The sequence below is a fragment of the Aeromonas bestiarum genome (assembly GCF_000819745.1).
GTDB classification, from domain to species: Bacteria; Pseudomonadota; Gammaproteobacteria; order Enterobacterales; family Aeromonadaceae; genus Aeromonas; species Aeromonas bestiarum.
In genome coordinates this window covers 221,298-236,740 of sequence record NZ_CDDA01000012.1, presented here as the reverse complement: position 1 = coordinate 236,740, position 15,443 = coordinate 221,298, and the positions used below count along the sequence as shown (strand labels likewise).

The following is a 15,443-nucleotide window of genomic DNA, read 5'->3' as shown; positions in this document are numbered from 1 at the left end:
CTACTTGTTTTAATTAGTGCCTTAACCTGCGCCGTATCCCTGCCTCCGTGTCATGTTGCTCCGCTTCCCGCTCATACGTTTTTACCATGGACATCAGGAGCGATGACGACACGAAGGGATGCGAGAACTGCAAGACATCGGCCCCACTCCGATACTTGTCCGCGAGCTCGCGTTCCTGCTCACCACCTTCACCTCGCGAATGAACTCCGCGTGAGTTGTAAAGGCCTGTATGGGCACCACGGCTGATATCCTCGGATTGCAAGTCTTCCATCACATCGCGAACAACTTCGCTCGGCCACACTCCATCCTTACCAACTGGAGCATTGGAGAGAAGCTGGCCGATACACACGTCTGCGACTGTTATACGGTCGAGTTCGGCACAAGACTTCCTTACCGCTGTAACCCACTCAACAAGCTTTTCGCGCTGTTCATCTTCGGTCCCCTTGTCCTGACCGGGGATGCGCTCAATCGCATCAAGAAGTCGGTATCCGCTCTTTGCTAGATGCTCGCTGCCCTCGGTAACACAAAACTCAGGAGAGTCTTCACCACGATCTTTGCGCTTATACGTCCATACGACCGCCTGTACGAACATCTCAGGGTGCTCTTCAATGTAGCGTTCAAGATTTGGAATCTGGTGCTCGCTTCCTCCCCGGAAAGAACGCGCCAAAACGTTAAGGTACGCAAACTCCAACCCGGCCTTTTCCTCTAAAGAAATATCTGGGTTGCGATTGAGCAGTTGGAAGGCTCGCTGCACGTCGTAGTCGCGCAACTGGTACTCACTTGGCTTGTCGTTCCCACTCTTAACCATGGCAGATAGCACCTGAACAAGGTGGGGCGGGCGTATTTCTTCAAGCTTGAAATGCATTGAGGTAAAGGCTGCCCGAGGGCGTTCAACAGCAAGTAGGCGGCGGACACTTTCATTATTCTCCTCAGGGGAGTCGTAGACGTACTGCGGGTTCACCTCTTCCCAGTACCGAGCGCGCACGTCAGCCGATAGTTGCTCCACAAGCTCCCATGTTGAAGTTCGGTAAGGTGAGAGAAGCAAAAGGTGGAGTGCTTCCACTTCAGTGATCTTGTCCCGTAGACTGGCATAGATCGCTTTTCGCCGATCGGAGCCCAACTTCCAAGCAGCTCCGGCAACGATACCATCACGCCCCGTACGAGCCCTTTCATGATGTAAGCATTGCAGAATCATGCCCTCAATCTGCTCGTCATTGAGGATGCCGGACACCACAAGCGTGCCAATTTGGTAATGAGAGTTTCCTTTATCAGCGAGTGCGAAGATGCCAGGGATACCGTGTTCTCGTACAATGTCTGCCAGGGCTTCGACGCGAAGTTTTTCAATGCGTTGCTCGCGTGCCTGAAAGTCCATCTCATCTTCGGCAAGTTCGTCCGCAGACTCCTCAATCCAGCCCTGACGAAACAGCCACTCATGTTTGTTCACGATATCATTAGGCTGCATCGCGGTATAAACTGCCTTGGCTTTCTTGGTCAGGCTTGCCTGCTCTTCCTTATCAGCCTGCTTCTGACCTCGGCGAGAGAGGACCGTCACACGTATTTTCTCGCGTACCTTCGCAATATCCTCATCAGGAACGCCCGTACGGTGCCACTTTCCTATTATCTCCCAGACGCGCTCCTGATCCTCGAACACAAGTGCATGCAGTCTTGAGACAAGATCACACAACATCTCGGCAGTGTAAGACGGCCTATTCAGTGCGAGCTGTACCATATCTCTAACGAATGCATGGATTGGACCCCATGTTTTGAAGGGCTCCCCATGGCCGTAGCCGTCGGGACGCCACTTCGGCTTGTAACCATAATCGCCGACGCGACTCCCAAAATCGCCGAACTGCTGGAGGCAAATCTTCCAACCTATAACTGAGTGCTTGTCCAGAAGCATGCAGATCGCCTTCAAACGTATCTCGTGATCTGCTGCCGTCTGAGGCATCCACACACGAAAAATAGAGCCCAATGACCCAATGGGTTTATTCGCCCAGTTATCGTTGATATCTACCTCGGAAAGCTGGGCTAGTATCTTCACGACGCGAGGAAAGGTCGACGGATTCCACGCAAGTCCTTCGAGTGCCCAAAGCAACCCAGTACGCGGGCATGAAGAACCAAAGAATCCGGAATTGACGGGCCTCAGCAAACCCATAACCTGAGGTTTTTCTGTACGTAGATCACGTTCAATGATTGCTAGAAATTCATCCGGAGCCGCTTCAGCATAAAGCGGAAGGTCGCCTTCGTTCGCCTCCAGCTTCCTTGTATTAATAGGCTCAAGAAGATCACGTACTAGTTTCGCGGCTTCAAGTTCCCCGTCAAAACCCAAGCGTTTACCGAATAGATTCTTGCCATGCACAGCCAGTAAAACCAGGGTCTCTGAAATACCTTCACGTACCGCACCAGAAAACTCACGCCGTTTTCCATGTATGGCCGCCGCCCAACGCTCTTCCTCCGGCAGGTCCAGCGCCGGATCATCTTCACCCAAAACGATCCTTGCAACATGGAGAAATCGGTTGAGGTCAGCCTTTGTAATTGCGCCAGCGATTGCGAATAAAGAGTCGATTTTTGAAATCATTCCTCGGTATCCACCAATCGACCAAACCGGAGAGTCGTTGAGCCGCAACAGTCCAAGGATGCGTTTTTCCAAAACCTCGAACTCGACTTCCCCTGCCATTAAAGAAAGGGCTGTTCGATCTGCCTCGTTCTGTACATCCCATGCACCGACTAAGACAAGCGGAATAAGTCCAGATGACGTTTCATGTTCGGTTGCCCAAACCGGTGTACGAATTGCCGGGATGTTCGAGAGTTGACGCCGAAGAACCGTCAACGAACGACCCGAGGTGTTGGTGAGCTCCACTATTTTATCGCGAGTCTTTCCCATCGCTTCCAGCGCCCTAGTGAATGCCTCGTATCCGAGAGGCTCCAATACGATATCGGGCTCCGTACTGGTAGCGTTGCGAGGATAGACAACTATAGTTCGCAGCGATGCACTGAAGGGGCCAAACTCGCGTTCAATTTCCCGTGTGTGGGCCACCGCGATGAAATCTGTTGAGCCTTGAGCGAGTCTTGGCAGTACTCCCGACTGGTCAAACACCAGTACGCGGTCCTTATACTGCTCAAGCTCGGGGGTAGCTAGAACCTGACTGAGGAAAGCTAGTGCTTCCTCAACTGAGTCAGCCGTGATTACTAGAGGATCAGAGCCCCCCTTCTCCAGGAATGATTTAATTCGACCGCGCCACACCTCGTTTGCCGTAGTGAAGAGAGAGGGATGAAGAACAGGGGCCGCAACACTTGCCCAATCTTCCCAGCAGCGTTCGAGCGTTCTGACGCCGCCAGAAGGACGGGCCACCTGATTCGCAAACCACGTCTGTGCCGCGAGTGACTGCTCCATCCACTGCTCAAGGTCACTAGAATCGTAGGCGCGGACATCTTTCCAGAGATTTTTCTCTTTCATGGCAGCGATCCAAGCCGTCTTACCCGACCACCGACGAGGAGTGACAAAGACGAAAGTAATATTGGTCCGATCCGCCTTTTTAACTGCCTTCACACTCTTTGCAAAGTCACCGTCTGCCTTGCCTTTAATGTCCATTGTGACACCGAACTCCCAACCAGAGGTGCCGGAAGGTATCCAAGGCGTACCAGAATCGGCCTCAATAAAACCATCCCATCCAGGACGTTCGGCATCATCGTTGCCGGGAAAATCCACCTTTAGAAGGCTGTGGCCAGTCGAGTGAACAAGCGTTCGCAGCAGAACCGAGAGCTTAGTACGGGCGTGAATTGTTGTGGTGAACCAGTTTTCGAGTTCGTTGGCTTGCACATTCAAGAATGGAGGAACGTAAGTGCGCGCCTTCTGAGCAGCATCTACCGCTTTTCCTGCTTGTGCGTCATACGCGGTTTGCAAGTCGAGGATGGTCTTGGCGGAGATCCCGAAGGCACGTTCAAGACGAGCCGCCATATCAGACGATGCCGATACTTTTCCATTCAGGAAGTTAGATACACCGGGACGGCTGACACCGATCAGCTTCGCTGCCTCAGTGACGGTAAGCTTACGAGGATTAAGAATATTTTCTCGGACATAGGAGCCCGGATGGATTGGAACCGATTCAGTAGCCATACATCAACCCTTGACACGTAAAGTGTAAGGTTACACCTTACGATCATGGGCGTTTTGAATCAATATATTATGCCTTCCTTGATACATGGCCTGAGATTACACATGTCTAGGAAAATAGGGGCGATTCATATCTCGACTATCAATGCTGCTACTCTGAGCTTTCCCAATTCAGTATGATGTCCTCACCCTGTGTGATTAGTTCGCCTACGTAGTCAGGCTGGTTATTGTACTGCTCCCACCATTCCTGGGTGCGAGTACGAGCAAGGCAGTTTGCCCAGAGGTCTGCGATCTTTTTAGCATCCTTCGCCGACCACCATCGCACAAAAGATTTCTCCAATCCCCCATCCTCCCCCATTTCGTCATTCTCGCCGATGACAAATCGCGCAAGATCTCGGAGGCGCTTATCGAAGGTCGCAAAGATATGGCGTTTTTGCTGGATTTCGTTTTCCTCGGTGACACGCCGAGCGAAGTCACTAAGGTATGTGATATCCCAGGCAGCATTCTTTGCCCCCGCCAAAGCTACTTGTCTATCAGCCGACTTGAGGCTCTTTAGCAATCCTTTTCGAGGTGGCGAATTAGGCGCGAAGTAAAGAAACGCCAGTATGGCAGCAGGGCCTGCCAGGATGAAGTCATCGCGCATCCACTCAAGCAATGCCGTCACTTTCTGCATGGCGTTGAGTTCTCTGTTGAGCTCCAATTCGCCCATCTTCAGCGTGACAATGTAGTTTCGCCGCCAGCGCTTTAGTGGCTTTGCCAAGTCCATATACTCAACTGCTGATGGTATGCCGACTGTGTGGATACGGTCTAACTGTCCCAACCCAACCGCAACCCATTCATGAGGGTTTCCGTTGTCCGCTACCCTGAACCAACCCAATTCTTCGAGGGCAGAATGATTGCCTTCATTGAAGGCCATCTCGTGGAATGCGATGGACGGCTCTATCTCAATATCCAAACACTGCGCGAATGCAAGGATGGCGGCTGCATTCCTTCCGTGTGCATCCAAGGTCTCGCCTTTAGCTGCCCGCGCCATCCTGGAGATAACGTTGCGATCTGGAAGAAGCACTGTGTTTATCCCTTCCAATTGCCGGACGCCAAGATAGTGGCCGACAAAATAGACCTCTGAGTTTGGGTCAGGATAATCAGGCACCAGCGCATCAATCTGCTGAAGGTAATCCCCTATGTCTAAAATCCCCTGTACGGGGAAATCATCTGGCATCTTAATGAGGATTTCCATGCAGTACCTCCATTCCTTGTTCTGATCTTCTGATACTAACTTAGTGGCTCACATCAAATAACCCCTCGAGATGCAAAGGACAGTACGCCCCCCATGGTACAACTGCTATGCAGAGCGCATACTATGCCCGTGAGTACCACAGGGCTGCTGCTAACAGTGGTGAACAAGATCAAAATCCAAGGTTTGGGCTGTGTAGGTCTTGCCCGTCAATGCACCTACACGTTTCCCAAAAAATACCGCAAGCGGACAGGTAATGGGGCTTTTCCTGTCCGCTATGTACCGCTAGATTTTTTCGATACCTCTGATGGTCTCAAAGCCCCCATTCCCACAAAGTTGGTAATAAATGCGAAGGTGCTTACCCTGTGCAATTAGGGAGGATGCCGAATTCTTCTGTAACTGATTCATCGCACTCGCCCAGGTATTGAATGGAATGGCGGTAGTAGCACCATCATCATGGCGAACTTTAAAATCTAAAACGGTATTGCGGTTACCGCCAGATGTTACATCAGCGACCTCCACTGCTTCCTGCAACATACCGCCGCACCCATAAAATGGATGGTTCAAAATTTCATCTGTACCGGGTGCCGGCTTTGGTTTGTAGAGTTCATATAGGCCATCAATCTGGTACAGATTTTCACTGTTAACAGAACTCCTGATGTATAGCCCCGGTTCATTGAGCACTTCAAGTCCATCAGGTGCCTTATCCAAATAAAACTGTTCTGAATTAGCCAATATGGTTGCCCCCTCAACAGGGCTGCTTTCCCATTCTATAGGGCTTTCTTCAGGGGGAGTCTGTATGCTGCTTCCATTCTCCTCATTTAGAATAGGCCTTGCGCTGGTAGGGAGCTGATCAGGGGGAATAATGTGAGCCTGAATACCCAGACTACTTCCCGTGGAAGTATTGAGCTGATCGCACAATATTTTTATATTGGGTCGAGAGCCACTTTGTTCTGGATTATTACTATATGCTTGTAGATCAAGGATTTGTCTGTCATGTAGTGAATGGTAGTAATCGATGTTATCCTGAGTTAGGTTTGAGACGTTACCAACATTATCTTGATATTTATTATTCTGAATAACCTTATCTAGCGACGATAATACGTCATTATCGATATAACCAAAATGATGGCAAGTATTCAATTTCGCGTACACTTCATAAAGTGCCTGCAATGTATCTATAGGTAATATTTTGGCATTGGCATAGCCTGAACATACCAACAATATAATAGCCGCTGCTTTCTTCATTTTATTTACTCCCTTTGATGAAGAACGAATATGAACGCATAGTTAACTGATGCGAATGTTTTTGGTGATTTTTGCAAGCGTTAAAGGTTTACGCTTTTCAACAAAAAAATAAACTACATTGAAAGCTGATTTACGGTGGTTGCCTCGCCCAAGGGAAGGCCTATTATGAAAGGACTCGATCTGATCTTCTGTAAAAGGGGTATCGGAGAAGTCAAACAAGACAAGCAAAGACTTACCGTCATACTTCATTAGCTTTTTCATTTCAGTGCTGTTGACGATGGCCGATACGTTAGAGCGTGCCGCAGTTGGCTTGCGAACAGCGAACTCGACGGCCACATCGTCAATGACGAAATCGATGTATCCATAGCCAGAAACAGTGCCTGGCAGCGCTCCTTTAACCTCCGGCGAAACATGGTCAGCAAACCAGCCAAGAAAGTAGCAGCGAACTAACGGTAACAATTCCCGCTCACTGCACTCATTCAGGCGCAGGGTTTTGACAAACTCTCTGCGATAAAGGGAACTGAAAAAGTACTCAAAACATTCTGTTACCTTGGTGATGGTAGTACTCATATCACGCTATCCTTCGCTTCCTTTTTCTGTTGATTTCTCTAGATAGCGCTCTGGCCACAACGTTTCTGGAGTGGTTTCCAATGCCTCCGTAATAATCTTCTCTGCCCTCGGATAGTGGCGTTCAAAAGCGTTGCTAAGTGTCCTAGAAGCAAGCCCGTGCTGGCGTGAAAGCGCAGATAGGGACAATCCTCGTTTGTGCAGTGCAGCAACGATGTCGGCCCTGTGCCAATTGCTAGCACTTCCTTTAGTTCGCTTTTTTTGCGATGCTCCTGAGTTACTCAATGTATTAACTCCATATGTTTAGTACTCAGCACATTAAAAGCGAACAAAAGGTACAAGTAAAGTTCCTTTTGGTGGTTATCTGACCTCATTTAACTAACGCTTTGATTTAAGGTGATATTTTAATGAGCAATGAGCGCGCGGATATAGAACAAGCAAAAGGCAAGGCTTTCGGCAAAGAGTGGCTCACTGCTGAGGAGTTTAGCTGCCTACCGGGTATGCCTAGCACCGCAAAAGGGGCAAGGATCCGCTTGGAAAAATTGGCATCGCTGCACCCTGATATCCGGCGCAAGCGGGAGAAAGGGAAGGGTTACGAATACCATATCAGTGCGGCCAACATGCCAGTAAAAAGAGAAGAAAAGGAAGTATCGTCACAGCTTAAGGATGAGCAACTCGGATTATGGATCCAGCTTTGGCGCAGTATGAAACCTCATTCAAGAGATAAGCTGCTACAGCTGGCGCTGGCTCAGGTAGCAAAAGATCTGACCACGCCTGGGACTGATAAATAATCCGTAATGATGATAGATACAATACTCAACAGCAAGCCAAATAAGAATCATTTGCGATAATTTATTGATTTTGCTATAATTTATACAGTGGCAGCCACCACATGCATGTCCACTGTATCACCACCATCCCGACTGGTTCTCAGTCGTCACAGATCCCGGAATACTGACAATGACATATCCCCGAGACGTTAGTGCGTCCCGCCAGGGACAGCATGACTGTTTGTGCGGTATATACAGCCTGATTAATACACTGAATTATCTCTATGATGGCAGAGTTAAGCGAAAAAAATTGATGTACCACCTGCTAAGTAGCTACAAGCAACGATGGGACTTATTCGATCTCCTGACACTCGGACTTGATGAAGAGCAGATGGACCACCTAATAAGCGACGTCCTACTAAAAGGATATTATGCCCACCATTATCCTCTTCATTTCCACACCCCTTTTCGTTATCACACCGTGCGCACTCACAAGATACTTCACGAAATTAGTGACTGGCTACAATCAGCAGAAAATCAAGCTCAACGCATAGTCATCCTAGGTACGACATGGCACTGGTCGGTAATCATTAGAACGGATTCAACACGCCTGTTTCTGTTCGATAGTCTGGGAATACTCAGTCAACGCAAAAATACTTTCTCTGTGCAGCAATATTTTAAGCGTCATACACTGTTACCTGATGCCATATATTTTGTTGAACGAGAATTCTGAATCATCCAATAAGGAGACATATCATGGCTTTTATCGCCAGTGATAAGAATGGACTGTACCAGACTACTGAGCCTGTATCCCGTGAGGAAATTATTAGGTTTGCACATATTTTATTGTCACGGCAATTTCGCAATCGGCGTAAAATTTCCTCGCCGAACGATGTACGTCAGTGGCTGGTGATGAAACTAGCTCCAGAAACACGGGAATGCTTTGCCGTAATATTTCTTTCTCAACAGCATCACATTCTTGCCTACGAAACTCTGTTTACTGGTACCCTAAATCAGGCAATGGTGTATCCACGTGAATTACTTAAACGTGCTCTAACCCACAACGCAGCCGCTGTAATACTGGTGCATAACCACCCAAGCGGCGAATCAGCCCCCAGTCAGGCTGATATTCAGCTCACAAAGATGCTCACTGATGCACTTACACTTATCGATATTCGCATTCCCGATCACATGATTATCGGGGGTGATGGCGTCTACTCTTTTGCAGAACACGGGCTGCTCTGAGTTACTTGGTTTAATACACATTATCCACACAAAGATAAAGCTACCGTTTAGTCGCAGTCCCTATCTCATTACTACAGTATAGATTTTGAGGTTTACCCATGAAAATTAATGCCATTGTTCAACCGGCAGGCTTGGTGCTGCCCGTTACCCAGAAATTGCTCAAGATGCTGATTAAAGAAACAGGGAATAGCTCGGCCAATACACCCCCTGTAGTTGCCGTAACTCTTAATTTCCGTGATCCAGATTATGGCCCAGACCGAGGCGGATATCACCCCGTCGAAATCCGGTTGGTTAATCAAGGCGATACATGGTGTCTCGATTATGCCACCGACTTTGGTTATGTCGGGCAAGTATATCCAGAGCTGGAAAAGATCATCGATATCAGTTGGTCTCAAGGTTATGTCTGGTTCAATCTGACGGGAGATCTATCACTGCGGGAAAGTCGCGAACTCTACAGACTGTGGGAAACAAACTTCCTTAGTTATCACGCCGGTGGGGTCTATACCATCAGCGTACAGTGGGAATACCGGTGACCAGATGGGATCCTTTATCAGAAATAGGTCAGGGAAAAGATCTGGCTCTCTTCATCCAGCTAGCCACTAGCTTCTTCCCGCAATGATGAACATGTGCCCTGCCGCCGGTTGGTAATGCGGCAGGCTGCTGACCCTATCCTTCTGAATGAATCTGAGGTAATACGATGGCTCCCCTTTCCAAACATGAGGTATCCACCGACGCAGCCCGCATTAATCCGGCACTCCTCTGGTTGAGCACCCTCTCACCAGCGGGGCGCAAAGGCATGCAGAGTCAATTGAAGTGCTGCACCACCCTGCTAAACAATGACGGCAATATCGCTACCTATCCGTGGCACACTCTGGACTATGGAGCAGTGATGCAAGTGCGAGCATCGTTGATGGATCAAGGGTATGCCGTAGCTACGATCAATATGGCACTGTCCGCCCTGAAATCGGTGGCCAATACCGCCTTCAATCTGGGTCTGCTGGATGCAACATCGTTGACGACGATTAAGACTATCAAGCGGGTCAGCGGCGATGCTAAGCGGCAAGGCCGGGCACTGACCAAAGTGGAGATCAGGTCCATGCTGAACGCCGCAGGGGATTTTTCCGTCGCTCGGTGCCAGCGTGACAAAGCTATCTTACTGCTGCTCTGTGGCGCTGGGTTACGAGCAGGAGAACTGGTGTCCTTGGATATAGATGATGTTGATATTCCCCAGGGTATCTTGCATGTCAGACAAGGAAAGGGGCGTAAAAACAGGGATATTCATTTGGCTGGAAAAGTTCGTAAGCAACTGGTGAGCTGGTTGAAGGTGCGAGGTGATCACACTGGCCCGTTATTTACTCGTATCAGCCGTGCTGACCGTCCCGGCACCCAACCTCTGACGAAAACGGGTCTGACCGGTGTATTGATGCAACTAAGAGCGATCGCGGACATAGGCTATTTCACTCCCCACGATTTGCGCCGGACGTTTATCACTCAGTTGTTGGAGCAAGGCGCTGACCTCAATATCGTGCGCCAACTGGCCGGTCACGCGGATGTGTCCACAACCACCCGCTATGATTGCCGGGGTCAGGGGGTCGTTGAGCGTACCTCCAGGGGCTTTACCTGTTGGTGATCAGAGGGAACCCTTTAGGCCTTGCTCTCCCCCGTTGCCGAGTTGCGCGAAATACTAATGCTCAAGCCGGAGGTCACTACTGACATACCGGGGAATATCTCTGGAAGACCAGCGGCCATCGCCCCCCTTCGTATTTCTGAACCTCATTGAGTTCATATCTTCCGCAACAGACGCCAACCGGCGATTGTGCGCTCCAGTTCGACAGTTCACGTAGAGCCGATTGATGATTGCCCGTAACATGAAAGATGAAGGTGCATCACATGCTTCTTTCTCAGGATAATCTTCCCCCAGATGTGCAGTCATAATCCGAGCAACAACATCCTCCTCTAATCTTCTACGTGCCAAGGTATGGATGCTGGCAATAACTGCTGAGCTTCGTGACAGATTTCGTTCATCCCCCTTTACTTCCCCACCCATCACATTTGTTTGCAGTAGCTCAAGCAACTCTAGTGTTGCTTGATCCAGATAAACCTTCACCTGTGTTAACCCCGCTTCTTTCCTCTTGTGTGCAGACTGCTGTTGGCGACTCAACTTTGCTTTCTCTGACATAGCATCCTCTCGGTACATATTCGCTCACATCGAAACCACTCCATCATGTCGGGCCGACAGACCTTAATCAAGTCGGGCCGACGATCAATACACAAAGTCGGCCCGACATTTTTCAATAGATCACCACTCTAGAGGCATCTATCGTGCTGCCAGAGCCCGTTTTGTGTTTCAGTTAGTGGCCTTTTTTGATGCCTGTAAATGGAGCGCTCCTAACAACTGCCTAAAGGTGCGCAGACATGAAAGTAATGAAATTGATGAAAATTCGGGCCGTTCTGGATCGCTGTGCGGTGAGCCGCGCCACCCTCTATCGGATGATCGGACAAGGGAGCTTCCCACGTCCCAGATCATTAACTGGTAGCCGGGCGGTTGCATGGCTAGAAAGTGAAGTTGACGAATGGATCGCTTCGCGCCTCCAGAAGGGAGGATGCTGACATGTCCGGGATCACCAAGAAAGTCAGAGGACTAAATCAGTACCTGACTGAAGAAGAAGAAAACAAGCTGGAGAAGCTAGCCAAGCGCATTCCTGGGTTTGAAACCCGTGAAAAAGCAGAAGAGGAGCGGCAGTACCGGATCAAGGCGATCACCAAGGCAGTGCTGCAAATGGTAGATGGCAACCGGAAGCTGACACCTGAGATTAAAGAGACACTAAAAGCCTGGCGCAAGGTACGGCGCAAGCTCAAGTCCTGTACGGCAGAGAGCCTATGTGGTAGCGCAGCATGCCCTCAATGCTTCCGCCTGCACAGGCTGCGTAAACTGGCTGAATTGGAGGGCCTACGGAAAAAGAAGCAAACCTACAAGGTCGTCACGCTGATCTACTACGACGCAATGCTGGAACAAGATGAACTCCCTGCCTGGAACTACAGTCGGTTCAAGGAACGGGTATACAAGATGATCAAGAGGGCCGGGTTTAAAGGGAAAATTGTTGGTGGGTTCGAGCTGGATTTCCACGTTGATATCCAACACTGGATGCCGCATCTGCACTTATTGGTTCCGAATGAGAGGCTACCTCTCCAAGCTCTAAGGAAGGCAATGAGGAAGGATAAAAATATGCGGACCAGGCCAGGGATTGTGAGTCGCCCGGTACTAGTACAAGAACTGGAGAACTTTGATGAGCAGGTGACGTACTGCTTCAAGGGGATGTGGCAAGAACTTCGATCATACGAGAATGGGAAAGGTGAGCGGGGGACACGCAAGTATCGCCTCCCTCCGGCGCAACTGGCTCAGGCCCTGTGCAAACAGGATGAGATTGGTTTTACAGGTCTAACTTTTACAGCAGGAGTAAGAAAGCGCCGGAAATAGGATCCTGTCCATAAGCTATTTTGTCCATAAGGCAGGTTGTCCATAAGCCTGCCGTCGTACGTAGCCCTACTGTTGGTACACTATATGGGTATATATATCTATATTGGTGTATCAACACTGCTCCTGTTTCCCTATGTCCGTGCATCTGTAGAAGCTACGGCCAGATATGATTCATAAAGGTCACTTCACAGATTCAACGTTGCAGGCATGTGCCTCGGTTCATTGCGGCCCTTATGGCCAGTGGCACTATCAGCTACAAGCAGCCGCCTGCTATCAGTTTGACGCTCACCAAGAGGAGTCCATTCGAGCCTCATTGGAAAGGCGTGAGCTGTTTCAGAAGGCTGCTTTGGTGAGCATCCAGAAAACTATGCAACCAATACTAAAAGCGCCCCAGCAGACGACCAAGACCACACATAGCCCAACGCGGTGTATCCACGCTCTATCGGTCAACTTTTGGAAAACATCTCCCAAACGATCTTTGAGGTCTGCATGATCACTCTCAAGCGATTTTTTGTGGCGTTCGATTTCTTGTTCAAGCGCATCTAACGTGTGTTTTTGGTTGAGCACAGCACAGGTCAGTAAAATGCAAAAAATACATGCTCCGGCGAGGATCGCAACATTGAGCCACATCTGCCCCATTCTTGCTGACTCGGTAAGCGACGTTACGTCTTTGAACTGTGTAGCAACGACAATGGTAGAGACTGGGATCCCCAGAAGCTGCCCCTGAATATCTGAAAAGGTTTTGTGGATTTTGCCCAAATATTCAAGCTTTATGGACTCCGCTTGATCACGAACCTTTTCGAAAGAGAACGAAGCTGCAAACAGTTTGTAGCCATCAATAAATCGTTGGTGGAGTTCGGCTATGTTGCCCAGCAAGGTTGAAAACCGCTGTTCTTTGGGAAGTTTGGACAGCATGTCGCAGATGGCCGTCGCACCGATTTCATGGCGCTGTTTGGTATGGCCATCTTGGGCTGCAAGTAGTCCGATCAGCTCCGTTGCCAGCTTTATATCTAGAGCCAGCAAGGATTGACTATCAAACGAGAGCGGTATATCCAGTTGGCCATCTCGTAAGAAAACGAGCCGAGCATTGCGCTCATCGACGATAGAGGCCGTGCCTTCCAGCACTTTTACTAGCTGATGAACGATCTTCAACCGGCCCGGGATCTCACCTTCATGCTCCCAGCTTGCCTCGTCCCGCTCCAACACGTACCAGGGAATAGACTTGAAACCAAGCGCTATCTGCTCATTACGTAACAGGGTGTTAAGGTCTGGAACGATGAGACCGATGCCACTGCGTGGAGAGCGAAAAAAAAGCTCAAACGAATCGCTAATGCGGACCCTGTCAGGGTCTCCCTCAGCGACTTCGCATGGGTACTCGTCAGCCCGCTCTTCTGACAGCAAGTCTTGAAGCAATTCAGCTGTTTTCTGATCAGGAACACGCAGGTTTCCACACAGACGCCCATTGTCCCATCTACGGTCAGGCATCTGTCGGAACAATGCCACCAGTTCATTTAGTGGGATCATCCGTGCTGGCATCGGTTAAAAACTCATGCTTGTAGCGAGCCAAGAAATCATCGGGTAAATCCTTAATGATAAGCGTGCGTTCATCTGGGTCGACAGTTATCGTTTGATTCTGGATAACCTCCCGCTCGAACTCCAGAGCCCATTTTGTTGTTTTCGCCTTGAAGCGAACCAGTCCATCAAGTCCACGTTTACGTGGTACGAAGCCATCGGAGATAGGGGGGTCTGCTTCGGCAAATGCGGTGTTCAGATCCTCTGGCGATGTTGGCCATACTCTGTTGGCCAATTCGCCCAAGATCAGTGGCTCCTTGCTGTCAGCCTTCTCCATGGCAAAGCGATTGACCTCTGTAAGCAGGCGTTCTCGGGAGCTGTCATCCAGATTCTGAGCGGTTGCAAATTGTTTAACGACTTTGACAAGGTTCTTGGTATCTTCGAGATCTTTTTGCGGGGCTAAACATCCAAGAAATTTTTGAAAATACTGTGAAATCTCAGCTCCTTTACCGCTTAAAAAGCTGATGTAGCGTTGTTCGTTTTGCTGCCATTGGACAAAGTTGACACGTCCGGCAAAGCGAATACCGGCGACATCCAAATGCGGTGCAGTCACCACCTTGTAGTTTTCATCAACCATGGCTCCTGGGGCACTGCTGACTAGCGAGACCACAAACCAACGGTAGCTGCTGACGGTATAATCAAACATCAGTACATGCCCGCCAACGAAATTTCGCTCATCAGCCCGGGACTTAAGGACTTGCATCAAGGCGATGGAGATCTGGTAAAAATCGGCATCATTTTCATCACGCAAGCGTTGTAGATGCGGTTCTGCTGATACGTTGGTGAGTTCAGAGTCGAACACGCCATAGCTCTTGCTCTGCCTGCTGCTGTATACAGAGTGAACGTCACTCACCAACTGTTGCAATGGTTCATCGTCCGTTGGCAAAACTCTGGGAGCCAATCCAAGCGTAGAGGGGTTGCCTTCGGTTTTATCGAGCTTGTGAATAATCGCATGGTGAATTTCTAGCTGCATCCATCATTTTCCCTGCCACGAAAGATGCAGAAGAGTACTATGGATGCCACGCTCCAACTATTAAACTCATCACAAATACTCTCATCAGGATTGATCGCATGCCTTGGAAACGATGGTTTGATGTGATTAACCCAGTAGTCCCACAAGGCCCACTTGTATAAACTCGATAGCTTGTTACCTACTGGCGGCGTTGTTGCTTGTGTGCTGTTGCCACTGCCTCGTCTGATCTCCGGCCAACTGCG

At 49.4% G+C, this 15,443-nt stretch carries 14 protein-coding genes; 6 read left to right on the top strand and 8 right to left on the bottom strand.

Annotated elements, in window-relative coordinates:
* Positions 1-13: 13 nt before the first annotated feature.
* From BN1118_RS07070 to BN1118_RS21050, 5 genes are all read right to left on the bottom strand, one after another.
* Entirely contained in the window at positions 14-4,117 is a 4,104-nt protein-coding gene (locus BN1118_RS07070; RefSeq protein ID WP_043555214.1) for a HigA family addiction module antitoxin, read from the bottom strand.
* A 148-nt stretch (positions 4,118-4,265) separates the two neighbouring features.
* Positions 4,266-5,351, bottom strand: a complete 1,086-nt coding sequence (locus BN1118_RS07065; RefSeq protein ID WP_043555212.1) for a hypothetical protein — start codon at positions 5,349-5,351, stop codon at positions 4,266-4,268.
* Between the two features lie 282 nt (positions 5,352-5,633).
* On the bottom strand, positions 5,634-6,596 hold the full coding sequence (locus tag BN1118_RS22125; RefSeq protein WP_209428860.1) for a hypothetical protein: 963 nt from the start codon (positions 6,594-6,596) through the stop codon (positions 5,634-5,636).
* A gap of 42 nt (positions 6,597-6,638) precedes the next feature.
* Positions 6,639-7,166: a hypothetical protein gene (locus BN1118_RS07060; protein ID WP_043555209.1), complete on the bottom strand. Its 528-nt coding sequence runs from the start codon at positions 7,164-7,166 to the stop codon at positions 6,639-6,641.
* A gap of 6 nt (positions 7,167-7,172) precedes the next feature.
* Complete coding sequence (locus tag BN1118_RS21050) at positions 7,173-7,448, bottom strand: helix-turn-helix domain-containing protein (protein WP_084214029.1); 276 nt, start codon at positions 7,446-7,448, stop codon at positions 7,173-7,175.
* A gap of 122 nt (positions 7,449-7,570) precedes the next feature.
* Between BN1118_RS21050 and BN1118_RS07055 the strand changes: the two genes are divergently transcribed.
* The 4 genes from BN1118_RS07055 (at position 7,571) to BN1118_RS07040 (ending at position 10,808) form a co-directional block, all read left to right on the top strand.
* Positions 7,571-7,954, top strand: a complete 384-nt coding sequence (locus BN1118_RS07055) for a MerR family transcriptional regulator (protein ID WP_052449165.1) — start codon at positions 7,571-7,573, stop codon at positions 7,952-7,954.
* A 735-nt stretch (positions 7,955-8,689) separates the two neighbouring features.
* Positions 8,690-9,178: a JAB domain-containing protein gene (locus tag BN1118_RS07050; protein ID WP_043555208.1), complete on the top strand. Its 489-nt coding sequence runs from the start codon at positions 8,690-8,692 to the stop codon at positions 9,176-9,178.
* Between the two features lie 98 nt (positions 9,179-9,276).
* Positions 9,277-9,711, top strand: coding sequence for a DUF2787 family protein (locus BN1118_RS21040; RefSeq protein ID WP_084214025.1), 435 nt, complete (start codon positions 9,277-9,279; stop codon positions 9,709-9,711).
* A gap of 164 nt (positions 9,712-9,875) precedes the next feature.
* The gene (locus BN1118_RS07040) at positions 9,876-10,808 is read left to right on the top strand and encodes a tyrosine-type recombinase/integrase (protein WP_043555205.1); all 933 of its coding nucleotides are present in this window, start codon (positions 9,876-9,878) and stop codon (positions 10,806-10,808) included.
* A gap of 54 nt (positions 10,809-10,862) precedes the next feature.
* On the opposite strand, the gene BN1118_RS21035 is transcribed toward BN1118_RS07040, so the two are convergent.
* Positions 10,863-11,357, bottom strand: coding sequence for a hypothetical protein (locus tag BN1118_RS21035; protein WP_209428859.1), 495 nt, complete (start codon positions 11,355-11,357; stop codon positions 10,863-10,865).
* A gap of 236 nt (positions 11,358-11,593) precedes the next feature.
* On the opposite strand from BN1118_RS21035, the gene BN1118_RS22465 reads away from it, so the two are divergent.
* Positions 11,594-11,788 carry a helix-turn-helix transcriptional regulator gene (locus BN1118_RS22465; RefSeq protein ID WP_084214023.1) on the top strand — a complete coding sequence of 65 codons (195 nt, stop codon included), beginning with the start codon at positions 11,594-11,596 and terminating at the stop codon, positions 11,786-11,788.
* A gap of 1 nt (position 11,789) precedes the next feature.
* Positions 11,790-12,656 carry a hypothetical protein gene (locus BN1118_RS07035; protein WP_043555202.1) on the top strand — a complete coding sequence of 289 codons (867 nt, stop codon included), beginning with the start codon at positions 11,790-11,792 and terminating at the stop codon, positions 12,654-12,656.
* 333 nt (positions 12,657-12,989) lie between these two features.
* On the opposite strand, the gene BN1118_RS07030 is transcribed toward BN1118_RS07035, so the two are convergent.
* Entirely contained in the window at positions 12,990-14,192 is a 1,203-nt protein-coding gene (locus tag BN1118_RS07030; protein ID WP_156994841.1) for a hypothetical protein, read from the bottom strand.
* Entirely contained in the window at positions 14,164-15,201 is a 1,038-nt protein-coding gene (locus BN1118_RS07025) for a nucleoid-associated protein (protein WP_043555198.1), read from the bottom strand. Before BN1118_RS07025 ends, BN1118_RS07030 begins: the two co-directional genes overlap by 29 nt.
* Between the last annotated feature and the right edge of the window lie 242 nt (positions 15,202-15,443).